The organism is Paenibacillus lautus (genome assembly GCF_050482385.1).
GTDB classification, from domain to species: Bacteria; Bacillota; Bacilli; order Paenibacillales; family Paenibacillaceae; genus Paenibacillus_AQ; species Paenibacillus_AQ lautus_B.
In genome coordinates this window covers 206,032-225,261 of sequence record NZ_JBCNHV010000012.1, presented here as the reverse complement: position 1 = coordinate 225,261, position 19,230 = coordinate 206,032, and the positions used below count along the sequence as shown (strand labels likewise).

Genomic DNA, 19,230 nt, shown 5'->3' with positions numbered 1-19,230 from the left:
GCTATGTACATTCCGCCCGGCTGTTTAACTGTTTCAGACAGCGGCCTCCTGAAGCTGGCGTTCCCATTGCATACGGATATGGGCCTGTGCCGCCGCAATCCGCGTCACCGGGAGTCTATATGGCGAGCAGCTGAGATAATCAAGACCGATACGCTGGCAGAACATAATGGACTCCAGATCCCCTCCGTGTTCGCCACAAATGCTCGTTGTCAGCATCGGATTTCTAGAACGTCCCTGGATCACGGCCATTTCGATCAGTTTGCCTACCCCGTCGGTGTCCAACACTTGGAACGGGTTGTTTGGCAGCAGTTTGTTCTCGATATAATGCGTTAAGAACTTGCCTTCGGCATCATCTCTGCTATATCCAAACGTCATTTGGGTTAAATCATTCGTACCAAAAGAGAAGAAATCAGCAGAGCGCGCAATATCTCCGGCCGTTAACGCGGCACGCGGCACCTCGATCATGGTCCCTACCTTGTAAGGACAATTCCTTCTTTCTTCACCCAGCACCTGCTCAGCCACCTCATCGACGAGTTTGCGAAGCAGATGCAGTTCATTCACATGACCAACCAGTGGAATCATCACATGAGGCAGCACGGTTACTCCTTTACGAATGCAGCAGAGAGCAGCCTTGAATATGGCCTCGATTTGCATTTCATATATTTCAGGGAACATAATCCCAAGCCTGCATCCCCGCTGACCCAGCATCGGGTTAGTCTCTTGCAGTTCCCGTACCCTTCGTATCATGCGTTCAAGTTCCTGACGATCCGTGTCCGCCGCTTCATCCGAATGCAGCGAATTCTGACGCTCCGCCAGTTCCTCCGCGTTGGGGAGAAATTCATGCAGTGGCGGATCAAGCAAACGGATCGTGACCGGACAGCCATCCATTTCTTCAAACATCTCTTCGAAATCGCAGCGCTGCATCGGAAGCAGCCGATCTAACGCTAACTGCCGGTCCGTCTCCTTATCGGCCAAAATCATTTGCTGCACGATGGGGACTCGCGTCGGTGACAGAAACATATGCTCCGTTCGGCACAGCCCGATGCCTTCTGCTCCGAATTCTCTGGCCTTGCGTGCGTCAAGAGGAGAATCCGCATTTGCCATGACCTTCATTGAACGAATCTCATCTGCCCATTGCAAAATGAGCAGGAGCTCAGGCGAGATATCCGCTTCTTTAAGCTCCATTTTACCGGGGTAAGCCTTTCCGCTGCCGCCGTCAATCGTCAACCAATCTCCTTCCTGGATAACGATATTTCCGGATATTAACTGCTCCTGTTCTTCATCCAGGTTCAAAACCTCACAGCCACATATACACGGTTTGCCCATCCCCCTGGCAACGACCGCGGCATGGCTTGTCATGCCACCCCTCAGCGTTAGTATTCCTTCCGCGGCAATAACGCCATGAATGTCTTCCGGAGTCGTCTCCATCCGTACCAGTATCACCTGTTTTCCGGCACGTTTCCATTCATCAGCTTTATCGGCTTCAAACACAACCTGACCGCAGGCTGCGCCCGGAGAAGCTGGAAGCCCGGCTGCCAAAACAACATGGTCGTCATCCACCTGAAGAGAACGGTGCAGGAGATGATTCAGATGCTGCACATCAATTCGCATCAAGGCTTCTTCCTTGGTAATCAAGCCTTCGTTTACGAAATCGGCGGCCACTTTCAAAGCGGCTTTTGCATTCCGCTTCGCATTGCGGGTCTGTAGCAGAAATAATTTGCCGTTTTCAATCGTAAATTCAATATCTTGCATGTCCTTATAATGCTGTTCAAGCTGTATGGCACTCAAAGAGAGCTCTTCATAGACATGCGGCATGGCTCTTTCCAACTCCGCGATCGGACTCGGCGTCCTGGTTCCGCCGACGACATCCTCTCCCTGCGCATTCATTAAATACTCGCCAAACATGACGCGCTCACCCGTGGAAGGATTACGGGTAAATAATACGCCGGTCCCGCTTGTCTCTCCCATATTGCCAAAGACCATGGCCTGCACATTCACCGCCGTGCCTTGATGATCCGGAATATGGTGGACCTGCCGGTATATTTTCGCTCTGGGACTCGACCAGGATAAGAATACCGCTTCGATAGCTCTTTGCAACTGCTCCCTCACATCCTGCGGAAACGGTTTCCCTGTTTTCTGTTCAAACATTCGTTTGAAATGCTGAACGATCGCTGCAAGCGACTCTTCGGACAATTGCCCGTCATCCGCGTATGCGGACTGATTTTTTTCCTTCTGCAATATGCGTTCAAAGTGAATGTTTTCGATATGGCATACTACAGATCCGTACATTTGAATAAAACGCCGATAACAATCGTAGGCAAACCGCCGGTTATTTGTCAGTTGTGCCAATCCTTCCACGGTCTCGTCATTCAACCCCAGATTCAGTACCGTATCCATCATTCCCGGCATTGATGTTACAGATCCAGATCTAACCGAGACAAGCAGCGGATGCTGTGGACTGCCGAATGTCCGTCTCTGTTCTTTTTCCAACTCTGTTAGCGCCTTCATTGCCTCATCCATCAGTCCTGCCGGCAACTGGCAGCCGGTGCTGTAAAAGCTCCTGCAAACATCCGTGGTGATGGTGAATCCTGGAGGAACAGGAAGTCCTGTCTTGGTCATTTCGGCAAGGTGCGCACCTTTGCCTCCCAGAAGTTCAAGATGTTCTTTCCCGCCATTCCGGAATAAATTCACTCTCTGCACTGTCAAACCGATGCACTCCCCTCTTGTTTGCGGCACGATTCCCGATCACAAACCATATACTTTATTTTCACGCCGTTCGTTGGCAATGTATCAATAATGCTGTTGCAATGACGGCATATAATCGTTCCGAGGTCATTCGGCTGTACTGACACATGAATTAATTCATGGACTTGGCTCCGCATAATAACTCCTCCTTTTCGGATTGGACTAACATCTGCCTTACGAAATCTCTCACCCGGCAGGCATATGCCCACTCATTGTCGTACCATGCCAACAGCTTGACCTGCTGGCCCATGGTTTGAATGGATAACCCGTCGATAATGGCTGATTTGCTGTTACCGATATAATCAGAAGATACTAAAGGTTCTTCGTTATACTCCATAAACGGTTCCAATCCTCGATCAACCGCGGTTTTAAATGCACGGCTAACATCCTCTTTAGTTGCTTGGGAACGCAATTGCACAGTTAAGTCGACTAAAGAAACATTTTGTACAGGTACGCGCAAGGAGATGCCCTGAACGCTTTCCGCCAAATGCGGAAGGATCTCTTTCAGTGCCTTTCCAACCCCGGTTGAGGTCGGTATGATGGAACTGCCGCACGCTCTGGCTCTGCGCCAATCGGAATGGGCGTTGTCCAGATGCTTTTGGTCATTCGTATAAGCGTGGACCGTCGTCATCCACCCGCAATTAACACCGAAAGCCTGATCCAGCACGTGCAGGATGGGAGCCAGACAGTTCGTCGTACAAGATGCGGTCGATACAAGGTCATGCCGCTTGGGATCATACATATGCTCATTGACGCCCATCACAATCGTGCAATCCAGTTCTTTGCCCGGTGCAGTGACGACAACCTTGCTCGCCCCCGCTTTGAGATGACGAGAAGCCTCTAATCGGCTTTTGAATTTCCCGGTCGCATCCACCACCACATCAATTCCATATTCTCCCCAGGGCAAAAACTCTGGATTTCGTTCATTCACAACAGGGATAAGGTGCCCACGGATAATGAGGCTTTTCTCTTCTGCCTGAATCTGCTCATCCCAGCGCCCATGAACCGTATCGTATTTAAGGAGATGTGCCAATTGATCCGGTGAACATGTGGAATTTATAAGACCAATAGAAGGACCCTCCCCGCTCATAAACATACTGCGAATAACCAACCTGCCGATTCTTCCCATACCGCTGATACCGAGTCGTTTATACATTTGTCACAAGCACCTCCTGTTCTCGCTTATATAATACGTCATATATAATCCAAAATCAATAATTAATACGCACAAATAACATATATTTTAGACATTATTTATTTATTAGTGTTATTTATAGGGTTTGTCGCTTTATATAGTACGTACTATATACCGTTAGAAATGAAAAACCGCTTCCGGCATTTAAGCCGAGAGCGGTTCTCTCATAAGTATGACGTAATTTTTCCTTGAGATATATTCATGTAAAAAGCCACCATCCTTATTCTTGTAGAATAAGGATGGTGGCTATCCCATGTTATTGCAGACCTCTGACGGTCAGTCTGACCCGGACGCCATCTGTTGCCGGTTCTTCTTGCAGGGTCCAATTGACGGCCAACGCTTCCTTCAAGCGTGCGACCTGCTCCTCCTGGAGCTTCAGCTCTTCAATAATGCCTTCACCTACACTAAAATCGGATTCCGAGCTGATGCGGAAGGCTTCCTCCAGCCAGATCTTCAACCCGTTGCGGGTGTTAAACGTAATTTTGTATCCCTCGCTAACGGCCTTCTCCAAATCTTCCCCATGCTCTCCGGCATAAGAAAACAATTCCTCGTAGTGAAAATGACCATTGTTCGCGACTTGGAATCTTTCTACCTCACCCGAGCGCACAGCCTCCAGCAGTTCGGAGGAAGTCAGCCCCGATTTTCTGGCATGCTCCAATAAAATGGCGGTATTTTGTGATATTTTAGTAAGCTGCATGCTCGATGCCTCCTCAATATGGTTCGTAAGAATACTTTTTTCTTCTATTATAAGACGAAACCGCTAGGATGTCAGACACTTCTCAAAACATAAACTATATTCGCTTACCAAACGGTTCGATCGGGGCAAACCCCAGCTCGACTGGGATGTAATCCTAACGAAGCTTATGCTCCGACGAACCCCACTTGGGGTTCATCACCCTCACGGGACGTTTTGTCCCAGTCGGGGTACGGCCCTTCGGGCCGACTGCGATGTAATCCTAACGAAGTTTACGCTCCGACGAACCCCACTTGGGGTTCATCACCCTCACGGGACGTTTTGTCCCAGTCGGGATACGGCCCTTCGGGCCGACTGCGATGTAATCCTAACGAAGTTTACGCTCCGACGAACCCCACTTGGGGTTCATCACCCTTCTGGAATACGCAAAGAAGCTGCCAGGATTGGCAGCTTCTTTCTTTTACGTCCCAGAAGGGATTCGAACCCCTGACCGACGGCTTAGAAGGCCGTTGCTCTATCCAGCTGAGCTACTGGGACATATATGTAGGGAAATCCTTTAAACAGTAACGAAGTATATTATATCGCATCTTTTGTATTTTTCAAAGAACTTTTTTTCGGATTGGTTCAGAGCCGAATCAGGAGTGGGCTTACTGGGTAATATGTATATCATGAAAATGACTTCAGGAGCGTGATATCATGAGACAGCTTTTATCCTCTTTATCGTATTTCAGTATCTTCTTTGCCCCCTTCCTCCTTCCTCTCCTCGTATGGATTTTCTCCCCGGACGCCTATGTTGCCAAGCACGCCCGTCGCGCCCTGTTCTCGCACGTATTCCCCGTCATAGCAGCGATACCGCTGATTTACATGGCTGTTACGTCAGGTTCCTTCGGTTCCATCATTGGATACCTTATCCTGTTCGGCATCCTCTACTTCGGGGCGTTTGTTTATAACGTGATCATGGGCATTCAAGTGCTGAGGGAGTATGCTTATTGAACATCTTATCCTAAAAGGACCATGCGCTTAACCGCATGGTCCTTCTTGTGTTATTTTGTTGTAATCCGTACCATTTTCTCATTGCCGTTCCACTTCACTTCACACCCAGCGCTCGGATGCCGTAAAAACGCGGCGGTGCCATCGCGGTTCCTTTCACCATCCGTGGCGCCGAATCCAGTGCTGCATTATGTTCGTTAACGACCACTTGCTTGGAGCCCATTTTCAGCGTGATCTGGGTAGACCCTTGCGGTCACTTGCAATCAGGGCAGTCAGGTATCCCCTATTCTCGAAGTGCTTCGAAGATTTTGCGAAAGCCATGAGGCACTATCGCCAAAATGGCACCTGCGCATACAAAAAGAGATCTGCCGATGGTGCCGGACAGATCTCTTCATTCATCAAGGCGCTAGAAATATCGGGGTCCTTCACTGAGCCTATGATTCAGCTGCTCATATAGCTGGCCTGTAGAAAGCAGCTGCTGCTTGAATGCATCTCGGTCTTCCTCCGCGGTGGATTGAACGTTGTTCTCGAAAGCTTCGTCCGTGGCGTCAACAAATGCATCATGCATGCTGTTGTCGAACCAATCCACCTCCGTGCTGGCATTGCTGCGGACGATTTTCACCAGCTCATAGCCTCCCAGCGGGGAAGATGGCGTCAGATAAGCCAGCAATGCACTTTCTCCTTCCACTGCTGGATAAACCTCAACCTCAGCACAAGGGGCGCCGTTCACTTCCGTAATGCGGCGGATTTTTGCATCTCTGATTGCATACATCATACATTCTCCTTCATCAAGATGTGCAGGGACTGCACAATCCTTATTATGTTCATGTCAAATCGGAGAGCAATCGCAGCTCTTCCATTTGCTGGCGCGTGGCCGGCGTACCCAATTGATAAATCGTTCGATACACCTTGTCCAGGGAGGATTGAAACAGGGCATTGGTGCTTTGTTGCGGCGTATCCGCCCAAGGAAACATGTATCCTATCGCTTCTTCGTCCTTCTCCTGCATCATGTCCAGCTCAATCCGAACTTGATCCGCCTCTTCCGGCGTTGCTTCGATCTCCCATTCATAAGCGCTCGCTCCCTGTTCAGTCAACACAGAGCGGCTCTGTACGGAAACATAGTAGGTCGACTTATTCATGGACGCATCTCTCCTTCTCTTTGAATATTCGTCCTCTTTCTTAGTTTTCGTAAAAGGACAGACATTTTATGCCTTCCTTCGGCATATATCTGTATCACTTTGGCGACGTAGGATTAAAAAGATGGGACAGCGTATGACAAAGACAAAGAGAGGATGAACCGTCATGTGCGGAATAACCGGTTTTATACAATGGAGCGGCGATTTGACGCAGGATTCGCAGCTGCTGGTAAAAATGACAGAAAGTTTGGCTCACCGCGGACCTGACGGATCCGGCACTTGGATTTCCAACCCGTGCGCATTCGGTCACCGAAGACTCAGCGTGATCGACCCCGAAAATGGCGCTCAGCCGATGATCATTCATCAGGAAGAGGAAGTCTATGCCATTGTATATAACGGGGAATTATATAACGCTGCGGAGCTTAAAGACGAATTGGTACGACGTGGTCATCGTTTCAATACCAAATGCGACACGGAAGTTTTGTTAGTATCCTATATCGAATGGGGCCCCGATTGTTTGGAACGCCTCAATGGAATATTTGCATTCGCCATTTGGGACAGCGTACGGGAACAGGTATTTCTGGCACGGGACCGGGTTGGGGTAAAACCCCTGTTCTACAGTTACATTGACGGAACGCTCGTATTCGGATCGGAACCGAAAGCATTGCTTCAGCATCCGAAAGTGGAGCCTGTGGTCGGGGCTGAGGGGCTTGCGGAAGTATTTATTATCGGTCCGGCACGAACCCCGGGACACGGTGTCTACAAGGATATCGCAGAGCTTCGTCCGGGTATGGCCATGATCTTTAACCGGGAAGGATTGCGCAAATATACTTACTGGAAGTTGGAAAGCAAGCCCCATGAAGATGATGTGGATCAGACGGCAAGTTTCTTGCACGATCTGCTGCGCGACACCGTTGAACGCCAGCTGGTATCCGATGTACCGGTCTGCTCGCTATTATCCGGCGGGCTCGATTCCAGCGCGCTTTCCTCGCTGGCCGTCGATTACTACAAGCGGACGGGCCAAGGACAAGTGCACACCTACTCCGTCGATTATGTAGACAACAACAAACATTTTAAATCCCATTCCTTCCAGCCGGGTGCGGATGCGCCATGGATCAAACGGATGCATGAGGAGCTCAGCACAAACCACCATTGGATCGAATTCGACACCCCCGAACTGGTCGAAGCGCTGGATGTCTCTACGCAGAAGCGGGACCTCCCGGGAATGGCTGACGTTGACGCCTCCTTGCTCCTCTTCTGCCGTGAGATTAAAAAAGGCGCAACCGTCGCCATATCCGGTGAAGCCGCTGATGAAATATTCGGCGGTTACCCTTGGTTTCACCGGGAAGAAATGCTGAATTCCGGTACTTTCCCATGGTCTGTTGCCCCAGATATGAGAGCCGGGCTGTTGTCTGCCGAGATCCGGGACTGGATCAAGCCGCTGGATTACCTTGGAGACCGCTATACCGATGCGGTAGCCGAAGTGCCGAAGCTGGCCGGGGAGACCGGGCAGCAGGCCAAAATGCGGGTCATGTCCTATCTCAATATTACCCGTTTCATGCCCACGCTCCTCGATCGCAAGGACCGAATGAGCATGGGCGTTGGACTCGAGGTCCGCGTACCTTATACTGATCATCGATTGATCGACTATGTGTGGAATATTCCTTGGAGCATCAAAACGACAGGCGACCGTGAAAAAGGCATTCTGCGCAAGGCGCTTGAAGGTGTGCTTCCGGACGATGTCCTGTACCGCAAAAAAAGCCCTTATCCCAAAACTCACAATCCGAACTATCTGACTGCCGTCAAAGCGCAGGTGCTGTCCATTCTGGACGATCCTTCTTCACCGCTGCTGCCGCTCATCGATACGGCGCGGATCCGGGAGCTGGCTTCTTCGCCGGATGCCTCCTCCAATCTCCCTTGGTTCGGTCAATTGATGTCCGGTCCGCAGCTGTTCGCCTACCTGGCCCAGGTGCATTTCTGGCTCAAAGAGTATAACGTATCCATACGTTAAGTCCTCATTGTTCTAAAAAAACAAAGAAACCATACCAGCAGTAGGCCGGTATGGTTTCTTTTTATAGCATCTTATTCGGTTATCGTGCCTGCAGGTCCGCTACAAGCTTACGCAGTGCTTTTCCCCGATGGCTGATCTCCTGCTTCTCTTCCAGGGAAAGCTCGGCCATCGTCTTCTCATGGCTTGGCAGGTAGAACAGCGGGTCATATCCAAATCCGCCCTTTCCGGACGGATCCGACGTGATCCAGCCTTCAACGCTCCCTTCAGCCTCGAGCTTTTCTCCCGAGACCGGATCATACAGCACCAGCACACAAACAAATCGGGCCGGACTTAGCAAGGGCTGCTCTGTATCCTCACCGAGCCTTAATTGTTCCAGCTCCCCAAGCAGCTTCTCGTTATTGTCCTCGTCCGCGCCGTGCTCGCCGGCATACCTGGCGGAATAAACGCCGGGCGCGCCATTCAGCGCATCCACGCATAATCCGGAATCATCAGCCAGGACAGGCAATCCCAGCGCGTCGCCTACCGCCTTGGCTTTTTTAAATGCATTGGCTGCGAACGTTGCTCCATCCTCAACGACATCCGGCAGATCAGGGTAATCGTACATGCTCTTGACCTCCGTACCGAAAGCAGCAAAAGCATGCGCAAATTCCTTGACTTTCCCCTGATTGCGGGTAGCTACAATTAGCGTGTCTCCAAGTGTCAATGTCATGGGACTATACTCCAGTACCCGCATTCACGGAACCGATTTTAGCTGCGATGGGGCCAAGTGCCTCCTGCTGACGCTCGATGAGCTCGCGGATTCCCTGTTCCCCAAGCTCCAGGATCTGATCCAGCTCCTCACGAGAAAACGGGCTCTCTTCGCCAGTCCCCTGAACCTCAACGAATTTGCCGCTTCCGGTCATGACCAGATTCATATCTACCTTCGCTTTGGAATCCTCTTCATAGTTCAGATCCAGCAGCGCCTGTCCGCCAGCAATGCCCACGCTAATGGAGGCCAGGTAGTCCGTTATCGGAAATACCGCTAGTTTATGTTGTTCTGCAATTTTATTTACCGCTATGGCTAAAGCTACAAATGCTCCTGTAATGGAGGTGGTCCGCGTTCCGCCATCCGCCTGGATTACATCGCAGTCCAGCGTAATTGTCCGCTCGCCAAGAGCATGCAGATTCACAACAGACCTAAGCGCTCTGCCGATCAGCCGCTGAATTTCCATCGTCCGGCCACTGAGTTTACCGCGATTGGCTTCCCGTTGGTTGCGGGATTGTGTTGCGCGCGGCAGCATGGAGTATTCAGCCGTCACCCAGCCCTTTCCTTGTCCTTTCAGAAACGGGGGAACCTTCTCATCCACGGTCGCCGTAATCAGCACCTTGGTGTCTCCCATCTCGATGTACACGGAGCCTTCCGCATATTTATTCACATGGGTCGATAAATTCATCGGTCGAAGCTCATCGCTCTTACGTCCGTTAGATCTCATGTTTTCTGCCTCCTACTTCTTATCGCAATCCTGATTAGCATTCCCTATTCTACCAAAGTGCAGGCACAAAAGCACCTTTTCCGGCGCATATTTCAAAGATAGCGGTGAAGCGTCAAATCGAAATTTCGTTAATGAACTCCGGACGGCCGACAGGTTCGCTATAATTGCGGCTATCCGTTCCAACCACCTCAGAGAGATCGTTCATCCGAATTTTCACCTTCGCATCATCCGAATTCTCGGCTACGGTTAGCACGACGGCCTGCAGCAATTCGGTTGGAACCTGCTCTCCCTGCTCAAACATGCTGTCCTGAAGCGATACGGTAACAGCGCCGTCCTCACCTTTTTCGACCGATGCAACGGTGGTATCGTCCGGAATGACCTCGACAAGCCCATCACCGTAATGCGGTCCCCGGATCAGTTCGTTCAAGGCAGCCTTAACGGCATCCTGTCCTGTCGGAACAAGTCTTGTAACAGGTACATAATACTGAATGCCCTCAGGCGTCACGGAAGAGAAATAGACGGTAACCGGCGAAGAGGAAGTGTACAATGCGTCATCCGCCTTTTGAAGGTTAATTCCCATCGCACGAGAAAGTGGACGGTCCAGCGGCGTGTGGTTGACTGGCATTTCCGTCAGTTTGACTCCGTCCACCCATACCTGCATCGACTCGATGCCTTCGTGTCCCGTCAGCGTCCACGTCAACGCCTCCAAGATTCTTCGTTCATCTGCCGCTTGATACTCTGTAAATGATTTATTGAATTCAACAACGGCCAATTTGCTCTCCGGATCGACCGTTACATTATGGATCTGCGTACCGGCAGGCAATACCGCCTGGAAGCCCTGCGGAACATAGCCAGCATAGCGGCCTCCGTTCACAAGCACTTCAAGAGATTCTTTCACGGCGCTTGCGCCTTCTACCTTCGGAATACCCAGGGTTACAGGTGCCAGCATTCCCCGCGCATCCGAAAGATAAACCGTTGTCTGCATGCCAATGTCTCCTTGTGCCGCTGTGGATCCGGCCGTGTTCAGCATCTGCTTCTCCACTTGCGCAGGCGGCGGGTCAATCCCCTCCGATTGCTTCCCGGAAAACACGCCGCAGCCGGACAACACGATCGGAACAGCAAGCAGCCCGGCGGCGGAAAGCCTGCGAAGATTACGATTACTACGTTTCATGTATTGTTCCTCCCTAACATTTTTTTGTACAGGTTGTACTCCTATGTATACGAGCCCTTTCCAAAAAAATAACTCGCAGTTTTGTCCTTTCTGGACAAAGGGGGGGTGGAAAAAGTACAATCGTCGTAAGCATCTTCATCAACCACGAAAATGAGGTGAGTTCCATCATGGCAGAAAACGATTCAAACATTCCATACAGTCTGAACAGCAAGAAGGTAGCGGAAGCGACACGGAGCCTGCTGCATAAGCGTGGAATCAAGTTGGAGGAAATCGCTGAACTGGTGATGATCCTTCAGAAAAAATACTACCCGAATTTGACCATGGAAGAATGCATGGAGAATGTGGATGCCGTACTTAGCAAACGCGAAGTCCAAAACGCGGTGTTAACCGGAATTCAATTAGATATTTTGGCGGAGGAAGGCAATCTCATATCCCCGCTTCAAGAAATGCTGGCCAATGACGAAGGGTTATACGGCGTGGATGAAATCCTGGCATTTTCCATCGTTAACGTATATGGAAGCATCGGCTTCACGAACTACGGGTATATTGACAAGCTCAAACCCGGCATTCTCGAGCAATTGAATGATAAATCAAGCGGCCGTGTACATACCTTCCTCGACGATATCGTCGGCGCGGTTGCCGCGGCCGCCAGCAGCCGGATCGCCCATCGCAAGCAAGCGGAGCGGGAGATCGAACTGTTCGGAACGACCGAAGAGCTTCCCAAAGAATAAACCACTCTCCAAAAAAGGAGATTCGCACAGTATGCGAATCTCCTTTTTTCCTGCCTATCAGAAGGAAGGAACTCACCGAACCCATTCCAATCCGAACTGGGTGATTTCCAAAAATGATAGACGATTGCAGTAGAAAGCATTTTAGCATTTCGGACCAGAACGATGAGTTTCTTCTATAAATAAGCAGGCTCTGCTAACCAATAAGAAGGCTCCTCTCACCTATGAAAAAACGGGCTGTCCATTCACGTAAATCGGTAAATCTATCTAGTCATTTTTGCAAGCATCCATCATATGCTATCATGAAGAACATTCCAATAGAGCACCTATGGAAACCCCGCCAAACCTATGGCGGGGTTCTTTTTTTTTGAGTTTGCGATAGAGATAGATTATCTATTCACACCGACCTTAACTGGAGAAACCTTCCAGATGTCGGATGCATAACGGTGAATCGTGTTATCACTGGAGAAATGTCCCGAGTGTGCGATATTAACAATGGACTTCTCGGTCCAGGATCCACTATTCAAATAAGCATCATCGATATCCGACTGGGTTGCCACATAACTGGCAAAGTCCGCCAATACAAAAAACTCATCGTTATGATCCAGCAGGGACTGAAGAATCTGACCAAACTCCAACTCGTGATAGCAGAACGGTCCTGAGGATATCAACTGATTCAGAACGCGGGCGATTCTCGGGTCCTGCTCATACCGTTCCCTGGATACATAAGCTCCCGTCCTGTAATACTCGAGCACTTCCTCCAGCTTCAAACCGAACAGGAACATATTCTCATTGCCGAGCAGCTCGAACATCTCCACGTTAGCCCCATCCAGCGTGCCGATGGTCAACGCACCGTTCATCATGAACTTCATGTTTCCCGTGCCGGATGCCTCCTTGCCAGCCGTGGAAATCTGCTCGCTCACATCGGCTGCGGGAATAATCTTCTCCGCCAGAGACACCGAATAATTTTCCAGAAACAGCACCTGGAGTTTGTTATTGACCTGCGGATCCTTATTCACGACTTCGGCAACGACATTAATGAGTTTGATGATGCTTTTGGCCAGATAGTAACCCGGTGCTGCCTTCGCCCCAAAAATGACGGTGCGGGGAACACGATCCGCGCTTGGTTGATCCTTAATCTCGTTATATACGTGCATGACGCGTAAAATATTCAGCAATTGCCGCTTATAACCATGCAGCCGCTTTACATGGACATCGAATATGGAATCGGGATTGATCACGATCCCTTGCTTATTCGCAATGTATTCGGCAAGCCGTTCTTTATTGCTCCGTTTGATCCGCTGAATCCCCTGCTGAAAGGCGGTGTCGGTCTTGAGTGACTTGAGCTCGATCAATTGATGAGGATCCGTGATCCATGAAGTGCCGATACCATCGCAGATCCATTGACTCAGGCCGGGGTTGCTGTGCATCAGCCAGCGCCGGTGGGTAATCCCGTTGGTTTTATTACTGAATCGCTCCGGATACAGCTCATAATGCGGCTTCATGACCTGTGTCTTCAGCAGTTCCGTGTGCAGCGCAGCTACGCCGTTCACATGATAGCTACCCACAATCGCCAGATTGGCCATGCGGATCTGGTCGCTTTCGATGATGGCGAGCTGCGATATGCGCTCATGGTCCCCTGGATAGCGTTCCAGCAGCATGCCGCAGAAGCGTTTATTGATCTCTTCAATCATCATGTAAATGCGCGGCAGCAGCTCACGAACCATGCCGACAGGCCATTTCTCCAACGCTTCGCTAAGCAGGGTGTGGTTCGTGTAGGATACGGTTCGGCTCACGATGTCCCAGGCCTCATCCCAGCCGAAGCCCTTGTCATCGATCAGAATCCGCATCAGCTCCGGAATCACCAGCGTCGGGTGGGTATCATTGATATGAATGGCAACGTGCTCGGGAAGCTCATGATAGGTCCGTCCCAGCTTGTCGAACGTTCTGAGAATGCTTTGAACGCCTGCGGAACAGAGGAAGTACTGCTGCTTCAGCCGAAGTAGCTTGCCTTCGTATGCCGAATCATCCGGGTACAAAAATTCCGATATCGATTCGACCGAACGGTTATATTCCAAAAATTTATAATAGCTGTTGTGCTGATGGGCCGAACGGATTCTAGATATATCCGAAGCGGACTCGGCGCTCCACAGCCGCAGCGTGTTCACCTGCCACTCGCCATACCCGATCACCGGCACATCGTATGGTACAGCCTGAACACGCTCATAATCCACCGTGTGAAATACGGTTCGCCCCTCCTGCACATCCACTTCCACGCGACCCCAGAAATGGACTTCCACCGCCTTGTCAGCCCGCCGCTCTTCCCAGACGTTACCCCGCTGGAGCCAGTTGTCCGGCAGCTCGACTTGATGGCCGTCAATAATCTTCTGTTCAAACAATCCGTACTTATAACGGATGCCGCATCCATGACCTGCATAGCTAAGCGATGCCAATGAATCGAGAAAACATGCCGCAAGGCGTCCAAGCCCCCCGTTGCCGAGCCCCGCGTCCGGTTCCTGCTCCTCAATCTCTTCCAAATTCCATCCCAGGTCCTGGAGGCCGCTGCGGACCATATCCAGTACACCCAGGTTTAGTAGATTGTTTCCCAGCAGTCGCCCGATCAAAAATTCAAGCGAGAAATAATACACCTGCCTCTGACCGGTATCCCGGTATATCCGATTGGCTGCCGCCCATTCCCGTCCGACATACTCTCGGATCATGCCACCGAGTATTTTGTATACATCCTCAGCCGTCGCTTCCTCAAGTCCCTTCCCCAACCGACTCACCAACTGCTCCGTAAAGACCTGCTTGAATGTTTCCTTGTTGTTAAACAAAAGAAAGTTCCTCCTGACGGATTCGTATTATTTTGCGATTAAATCGAGATGTCCTTGGCTATGACAAAAGGTTTGCGAAAATCGCCTTGGAGCTTATGATCCCTCGAGATCATCACATCTTTATCGAGTATGACGTTCTCCAGCCTCACGTTCTCGCCAATGATGCATTTTTGCATGATGATGGAGTTATGGATGCTTGCGCCTCGTTTTACCTGTACTCCGCGAAACAGAATACTGTTCTTTACTTCCCCGTCGATTTGGCAACCGTTGGCGACCAGCGCGTTGCTTACATCGGCAGAATTCAAATATTTGGCGGGAACCTCATACTTGATCTTGGTGTGGACCGCCTGCTTGCGGAACAAGCTGTTGTATGCCTTCGGATTCAGTAGATTCATGCTGGTACGGTAATAGCTTTCAAGCGAGTTGATCACCGCATGATACCCAACGTATTCGTATCCGGCAATGATCAGCTTGTGCCGGTTACGCATAATCGAATCCCGGAAGAAGTGATTGCCCCCATGGGCGATGCAATGATCGACCATCTCCAGAAACAACGCTTTCTCCATCACGAACATCTCCATGTAAACCGCATCTTGCTTATGATCGTAATGAATATCCGTGACCATGCCGTCCCCATCGACATCGAGCCGGGTGCAGGAACGATGCTCTTCCCTCGGCGCATTTACCCTTGTATAAACAAGTGTCACGTCGGCGCCCTGCTCCAGATGGTATTCGTACACCTCGTTCAAATCGACCGTGCTGATATGCTGGCTGCCGGAGTGCACGATATGCTTTGCAGCTCCCCGCTCAAAAAAATCGAGATTGTTATAAATATGCCGCAGCTCACCGGCGGACACATCCGCTTCATCATTCCAATCCGGCGGAAGTATGAATAGGCCGCCCCGCTTGCGGTGCATATCCCATGGCCTGCCTTCACCCAGATGATCCATCAGGGATCGGTATTTCCTGCGAACGAACAGCGCAATATCCTCAATGCCCGCATGCATCATATTGGACATTACAAAGTCGATCAGGCGATACCTTCCCGCGAATGGCACAGCAGCCCCGCACCGGTAATACGTCAATTCACTCAGCACATCCCGTTCATGCTCCAAATTAATGATACCCATGAGTTCTCTCATCTGCGAATCCCGTCCTAACCTTGATTATTATGGGACGAAGACGACGATTGAAGCTGCTTCAGGACGTCTTCATCTTGATAGCTTACAAGCACAATCCGGGATGGATCTTCCTCAGGCGGGCCGATAACGGCATGATCTTGAATAACCATGTCCTCGGTCACAATCGCCCGGTGTATGCGTACTTGACTGCCGATGCGCACCTTGGGCATGATGACGGAATCGGTAATGACGCTGCCTTCCCCTACCTCCACCCCATAAAAGAGGACCGAATGCTCTACCTCGCCGCACACGGTGCAGCCCTCGTTAATCATGCTGTTCCGGACGACGCCGGTTGGAGAAATATACTCTGCGGGCTGATTGGGGTTCCGGGTGTAAATGCGCCACAACGGATCGTTCAAGTCCAGCTTGGGGTGCTTGCTCAGCAGATCCATGTTAGCTTCCCATAGACTCTCGATGGTGCCGACGTCCTTCCAGTACCCTTCGAACGGATAAGCGTACAACGTTCTTCCGTCCTCCAGCATGCTCGGCAGAATGTCTTTGCCAAAATCATGGCTTGTATCCGGAAGCTCCGCATGCCGCATTAAATAGGATCGCAGCAGCTTCCAGCGAAACAGATAAACGCCCATGGATGCCGTCGTACTCCTCGGGTGCGCAGGCTTCTCCTCGAACTCGAAAATCCGGTAGTTCTCATCCGTATTCACCATGCCGAACCGCTTCGCTTCATCCAGGCTCACCTCAATGACGGAGATGGTGCAATCGGCATCCTTCTCCTTGTGATAAGTCAGCATCTGGTCGTAATCCATCTTATAGATGTGATCTCCTGACAAAATCAAAACGTGCTCGGGATCGTACTGATCAATAAACTTGAGATTCCGATAAATCGCATCCGCTGTCCCGCGGTACCAGGTCGTCCCGTCCTCGCGTTCATGGGGAGGGAGCACGAATACGCCCCCATTCAACCGGTCCATATCCCAATCGCTTCCTACGCCAATGTAAGAATGCAGGACCAGAGGTTCGTACTGGGTTAACACCCCGACCGTGTCGATTCCCGAATGGGAGCAGTTGCTCAGCGGAAAATCAATGATCCGGTATGTACCCCCAAAATAAACAGCCGGCTTGGCCAGCGTCTTCGTCAGACCTTTCAGCCGTTTGCCTTGACCTCCTGCGAGCAGCATGGCGACCACATCTTTTTTCTTCATGACAGATTCTCCTTTAAGGGGCTTTATAAGATACGAATCCTATAACATGAAAATTGCAGAACCAAGGGAACGCTTCGATGCGAATATGGTGGAGTGGATCATGGTGATGAGTGATTAAGAAAAAAAGCTTGAGGGAATGCCCTGCTTAAACAGCAAGATATATCAACTATATGCGGGGTAGAGAGAAACTCTGACTCTAATCAGGGGAACGCCCCTTCTCAGGTATGAAGGCGCCTTCTCTTCTCTAGAAAAAGGGCCGTGGTGACGCTTGCCAAGCATCCTGATTGCGGCGGTTATGCGGGTTACGATCTGGTCAGCATCAGATAACGGATGCTCCACATTGTAACCCTCTGAATCTATTAAACAAAAAACCGTCCTTTCTACGCATGATGGAAGTCAACGTACAAGCAGACGGTTTTATTCATGTCTTGATTATATCAGGAATGCGGCTGTTTCCGTACAGAAAAATAGCACATTCGATCCTCGTTTTCGATCATCTTGGCTTCCCCGCGGCGGGTCAGCTCAGCGAGGTGGGCCAGCGCTTCGCACATGGCGAAGCGCAGCTGGTGGATGCCGAGCTTCTCGCCGAAGAGGGCGGTGCAGACCTCGAAGGCGGTTAGCCGACCGGCAGCGCTCAGCATGCCGGCGATGGTGGCCAGGCGCTCCTCGTGATGGAGGAGGAGCGCATCGATCCGTTCACGGAAATGCGTGAACGGGTAGCGGTGTCCGGGATACGCCGTCCGGACATGCAGTTCGCGCAGGCGGCGCAGCCCTGCGAGGAAAAGCGCCAGCGGCTCAGCGTCGCTGCCGGGCAGCAGGCTCACGTTGGGCGAGATTTGCGGCAGCACGGCATCGCCGCATAACAGAACGCCGCTCTCCGCATGGAAGAACGACAGATGTCCCGGAGCATGGCCGGCCGTTTGCACCGGTACCCAAATCCGGTTGCCCATCCGGAACGGCAGGTCCTCCCCGATAAACGATACATCCGGCTGCGGCGTGACTTGGGGGAAGAAGCCATTCAGATGCTCCGGCAGCAGGGCAAGCTTGGTTTCCGGCATGCCATGCTGCCGGAAGAACGCCGGGAGCTCGTGATCCATCGTGGAATCCGTTCCCCACATGAGCATCGCTTCCCGATACGCCCGCTCTGACATCCACACCTTGGCGCCCGACCGCTCCTGAAACCACCCGGCAAGCCCATAGTGGTCCGGGTGATGATGAGTCAGCACGATCGAGGCGATGTCGCTGAAACCGAACCCGAGCTGCTCCATCGCCGCCAGCCATTCCCGCTCCGAGGCAGCCGTACGCGGCCCCGGATCGATGACGGTCATACCGTCATCTCCGCGCAGCACATAGCTGTTCACCCATCTTAAGGGATTGGACAATGTAATCTTCACCTGACTGAGCTGATGTTCTTCTATATAATGAATGTCCGGGCTTGGTCCCTTCTCTTCCTGATTCATTGTAGATGCAACCTCCATCCGCATTATGACTTCAAATCCGACTCTTTCATCATAAGCTTGTAATCGGGATAAGTATAGCAGGCTGGGATGGTTTGTTTCCTAGATTTGCCGGAGTGTTAAAGTTTTATAAGAGAGTAGATGCTCGATTTTATGAGTGTTGAAGTATTCAAATAAGTATCCAAAAGTGGGAGTACACTTTGTTCGCCTCGACGCTGCGCGTACGTATCGTTCCTTCAATCGCTGTTGCCCTCGGATTTTCCTTACTGTATTTATCCATTGTAAAAATCCGATGGCAAAGGCGACCGCTGCCGCTTTTCCGGAATCGATTCGTCCGCTCCGCTGCTTCGTGCTTGTCCACGATTAGTTGAAAACCTTTGAATTGGCTCCTCACACGCCTATCTTTCATTAAACAACTCTCGTTTCCCCAAAATGGAAGGCGCCCCTAAAGGCTGT

Annotated in this window: 18 protein-coding genes and 1 tRNA gene; 3 read left to right on the top strand and 16 right to left on the bottom strand. The window is 51.0% G+C overall.

The window, feature by feature from the left end; all coding sequences use genetic code 11:
* Nucleotides 1–33: 33 nt before the first annotated feature.
* From ppdK to ABEW73_RS16315, 5 genes are all read right to left on the bottom strand, one after another.
* Nucleotides 34–2,706, bottom strand: coding sequence for a pyruvate, phosphate dikinase (gene ppdK / locus ABEW73_RS16335; RefSeq protein ID WP_430169716.1), 2,673 nt, complete (start codon nucleotides 2,704–2,706; stop codon nucleotides 34–36).
* Entirely contained in the window at nucleotides 2,703–2,882 is a 180-nt protein-coding gene (locus ABEW73_RS16330; RefSeq protein WP_430169717.1) for a GapA-binding peptide SR1P, read from the bottom strand. The genes ppdK and ABEW73_RS16330 overlap by 4 nt, the downstream gene beginning before the upstream one ends.
* A complete protein-coding gene (gap, locus tag ABEW73_RS16325) occupies nucleotides 2,858–3,901 on the bottom strand; it encodes a type I glyceraldehyde-3-phosphate dehydrogenase (protein WP_430169719.1) in 1,044 nt (347 codons plus the stop codon). The genes ABEW73_RS16330 and gap overlap by 25 nt, the downstream gene beginning before the upstream one ends.
* Nucleotides 3,902–4,196: 295 nt before the next feature.
* Entirely contained in the window at nucleotides 4,197–4,637 is a 441-nt protein-coding gene (locus tag ABEW73_RS16320) for a hypothetical protein (RefSeq protein ID WP_430169720.1), read from the bottom strand.
* A 460-nt stretch (nucleotides 4,638–5,097) separates the two neighbouring features.
* Nucleotides 5,098–5,171, bottom strand: a tRNA-Arg gene (locus ABEW73_RS16315).
* 159 nt (nucleotides 5,172–5,330) lie between these two features.
* Between ABEW73_RS16315 and ABEW73_RS16310 the strand changes: the two genes are divergently transcribed.
* A complete protein-coding gene (locus ABEW73_RS16310; protein ID WP_213648004.1) occupies nucleotides 5,331–5,627 on the top strand; it encodes a DUF4870 domain-containing protein in 297 nt (98 codons plus the stop codon).
* A gap of 94 nt (nucleotides 5,628–5,721) precedes the next feature.
* On the opposite strand, the gene ABEW73_RS16305 is transcribed toward ABEW73_RS16310, so the two are convergent.
* From ABEW73_RS16305 to ABEW73_RS16295, 3 genes are all read right to left on the bottom strand, one after another.
* Nucleotides 5,722–5,847 (bottom strand): hypothetical protein, encoded by a 126-nt coding sequence (locus tag ABEW73_RS16305; RefSeq protein ID WP_430169721.1) that lies wholly within the window; start codon nucleotides 5,845–5,847, stop codon nucleotides 5,722–5,724.
* Nucleotides 5,848–6,030: 183 nt separating this feature from the next.
* Nucleotides 6,031–6,396 carry a hypothetical protein gene (locus tag ABEW73_RS16300; RefSeq protein ID WP_430169722.1) on the bottom strand — a complete coding sequence of 122 codons (366 nt, stop codon included), beginning with the start codon at nucleotides 6,394–6,396 and terminating at the stop codon, nucleotides 6,031–6,033.
* A 52-nt stretch (nucleotides 6,397–6,448) separates the two neighbouring features.
* A complete protein-coding gene (locus ABEW73_RS16295) occupies nucleotides 6,449–6,763 on the bottom strand; it encodes a hypothetical protein (RefSeq protein ID WP_430169723.1) in 315 nt (104 codons plus the stop codon).
* A 163-nt stretch (nucleotides 6,764–6,926) separates the two neighbouring features.
* Between ABEW73_RS16295 and asnB the strand changes: the two genes are divergently transcribed.
* Complete coding sequence (gene asnB, locus ABEW73_RS16290) at nucleotides 6,927–8,771, top strand: asparagine synthase (glutamine-hydrolyzing) (protein ID WP_430169725.1); 1,845 nt, start codon at nucleotides 6,927–6,929, stop codon at nucleotides 8,769–8,771.
* 79 nt (nucleotides 8,772–8,850) lie between these two features.
* Here asnB and ABEW73_RS16285 read toward each other — a convergent pair whose 3' ends face one another.
* From ABEW73_RS16285 to ABEW73_RS16275, 3 genes are all read right to left on the bottom strand, one after another.
* Nucleotides 8,851–9,480 (bottom strand): XTP/dITP diphosphatase, encoded by a 630-nt coding sequence (locus ABEW73_RS16285; protein ID WP_098742516.1) that lies wholly within the window; start codon nucleotides 9,478–9,480, stop codon nucleotides 8,851–8,853.
* A gap of 4 nt (nucleotides 9,481–9,484) precedes the next feature.
* Nucleotides 9,485–10,243, bottom strand: a complete 759-nt coding sequence (gene rph / locus ABEW73_RS16280) for a ribonuclease PH (RefSeq protein WP_076323095.1) — start codon at nucleotides 10,241–10,243, stop codon at nucleotides 9,485–9,487.
* A gap of 112 nt (nucleotides 10,244–10,355) precedes the next feature.
* Nucleotides 10,356–11,414 (bottom strand): GerMN domain-containing protein, encoded by a 1,059-nt coding sequence (locus ABEW73_RS16275; RefSeq protein ID WP_430169727.1) that lies wholly within the window; start codon nucleotides 11,412–11,414, stop codon nucleotides 10,356–10,358.
* 167 nt (nucleotides 11,415–11,581) lie between these two features.
* Here ABEW73_RS16275 and ABEW73_RS16270 point away from each other — a divergent pair, with 167 nt between their 5' ends.
* Nucleotides 11,582–12,145, top strand: a complete 564-nt coding sequence (locus ABEW73_RS16270; protein ID WP_076323093.1) for a phosphatidylglycerophosphatase A family protein — start codon at nucleotides 11,582–11,584, stop codon at nucleotides 12,143–12,145.
* A 386-nt stretch (nucleotides 12,146–12,531) separates the two neighbouring features.
* Here ABEW73_RS16270 and ABEW73_RS16265 read toward each other — a convergent pair whose 3' ends face one another.
* From ABEW73_RS16265 to ABEW73_RS16245, 5 genes are all read right to left on the bottom strand, one after another.
* The gene (locus tag ABEW73_RS16265; RefSeq protein ID WP_430169729.1) at nucleotides 12,532–14,976 is read right to left on the bottom strand and encodes a glycogen/starch/alpha-glucan phosphorylase; all 2,445 of its coding nucleotides are present in this window, start codon (nucleotides 14,974–14,976) and stop codon (nucleotides 12,532–12,534) included.
* 38 nt (nucleotides 14,977–15,014) lie between these two features.
* A complete protein-coding gene (gene glgD, locus ABEW73_RS16260; RefSeq protein WP_430169731.1) occupies nucleotides 15,015–16,118 on the bottom strand; it encodes a glucose-1-phosphate adenylyltransferase subunit GlgD in 1,104 nt (367 codons plus the stop codon).
* A 14-nt stretch (nucleotides 16,119–16,132) separates the two neighbouring features.
* Nucleotides 16,133–17,317: a glucose-1-phosphate adenylyltransferase gene (locus ABEW73_RS16255; RefSeq protein WP_430169733.1), complete on the bottom strand. Its 1,185-nt coding sequence runs from the start codon at nucleotides 17,315–17,317 to the stop codon at nucleotides 16,133–16,135.
* A 437-nt stretch (nucleotides 17,318–17,754) separates the two neighbouring features.
* Complete coding sequence (locus tag ABEW73_RS16250; protein WP_430169734.1) at nucleotides 17,755–18,777, bottom strand: MBL fold metallo-hydrolase; 1,023 nt, start codon at nucleotides 18,775–18,777, stop codon at nucleotides 17,755–17,757.
* A 166-nt stretch (nucleotides 18,778–18,943) separates the two neighbouring features.
* Nucleotides 18,944–19,183 carry a hypothetical protein gene (locus tag ABEW73_RS16245; protein WP_430169736.1) on the bottom strand — a complete coding sequence of 80 codons (240 nt, stop codon included), beginning with the start codon at nucleotides 19,181–19,183 and terminating at the stop codon, nucleotides 18,944–18,946.
* Between the last annotated feature and the right edge of the window lie 47 nt (nucleotides 19,184–19,230).

Bases quoted from the DNA above. Each gene is read 5' to 3' on its own strand.
- ABEW73_RS16250 (WP_430169734.1), bottom strand. From the start codon at position 18,777: ATGAATCAGGAAGAGAAGGGACCAAGCCCGGACATTCATTATATAGAA.
- glgD (WP_430169731.1), bottom strand. From the start codon at position 16,118: ATGAGAGAACTCATGGGTATCATTAATTTGGAGCATGAACGGGATGTG.
- ABEW73_RS16300 (WP_430169722.1), bottom strand. From the start codon at position 6,396: ATGTATGCAATCAGAGATGCAAAAATCCGCCGCATTACGGAAGTGAAC.
- asnB (WP_430169725.1), top strand. From the start codon at position 6,927: ATGTGCGGAATAACCGGTTTTATACAATGGAGCGGCGATTTGACGCAG.
- ABEW73_RS16295 (WP_430169723.1), bottom strand. From the start codon at position 6,763: ATGAATAAGTCGACCTACTATGTTTCCGTACAGAGCCGCTCTGTGTTG.
- ABEW73_RS16330 (WP_430169717.1), bottom strand. From the start codon at position 2,882: ATGCGGAGCCAAGTCCATGAATTAATTCATGTGTCAGTACAGCCGAAT.
- ABEW73_RS16255 (WP_430169733.1), bottom strand. From the start codon at position 17,317: ATGAAGAAAAAAGATGTGGTCGCCATGCTGCTCGCAGGAGGTCAAGGC.
- ABEW73_RS16310 (WP_213648004.1), top strand. From the start codon at position 5,331: ATGAGACAGCTTTTATCCTCTTTATCGTATTTCAGTATCTTCTTTGCC.
- ABEW73_RS16270 (WP_076323093.1), top strand. From the start codon at position 11,582: ATGGCAGAAAACGATTCAAACATTCCATACAGTCTGAACAGCAAGAAG.
- ABEW73_RS16245 (WP_430169736.1), bottom strand. From the start codon at position 19,183: ATGAAAGATAGGCGTGTGAGGAGCCAATTCAAAGGTTTTCAACTAATC.
- ABEW73_RS16275 (WP_430169727.1), bottom strand. From the start codon at position 11,414: ATGAAACGTAGTAATCGTAATCTTCGCAGGCTTTCCGCCGCCGGGCTG.
- ABEW73_RS16305 (WP_430169721.1), bottom strand. From the start codon at position 5,847: ATGGGCTCCAAGCAAGTGGTCGTTAACGAACATAATGCAGCACTGGAT.
- rph (WP_076323095.1), bottom strand. From the start codon at position 10,243: ATGAGATCTAACGGACGTAAGAGCGATGAGCTTCGACCGATGAATTTA.
- gap (WP_430169719.1), bottom strand. From the start codon at position 3,901: ATGTATAAACGACTCGGTATCAGCGGTATGGGAAGAATCGGCAGGTTG.
- ABEW73_RS16320 (WP_430169720.1), bottom strand. From the start codon at position 4,637: ATGCAGCTTACTAAAATATCACAAAATACCGCCATTTTATTGGAGCAT.
- ABEW73_RS16285 (WP_098742516.1), bottom strand. From the start codon at position 9,480: ATGACATTGACACTTGGAGACACGCTAATTGTAGCTACCCGCAATCAG.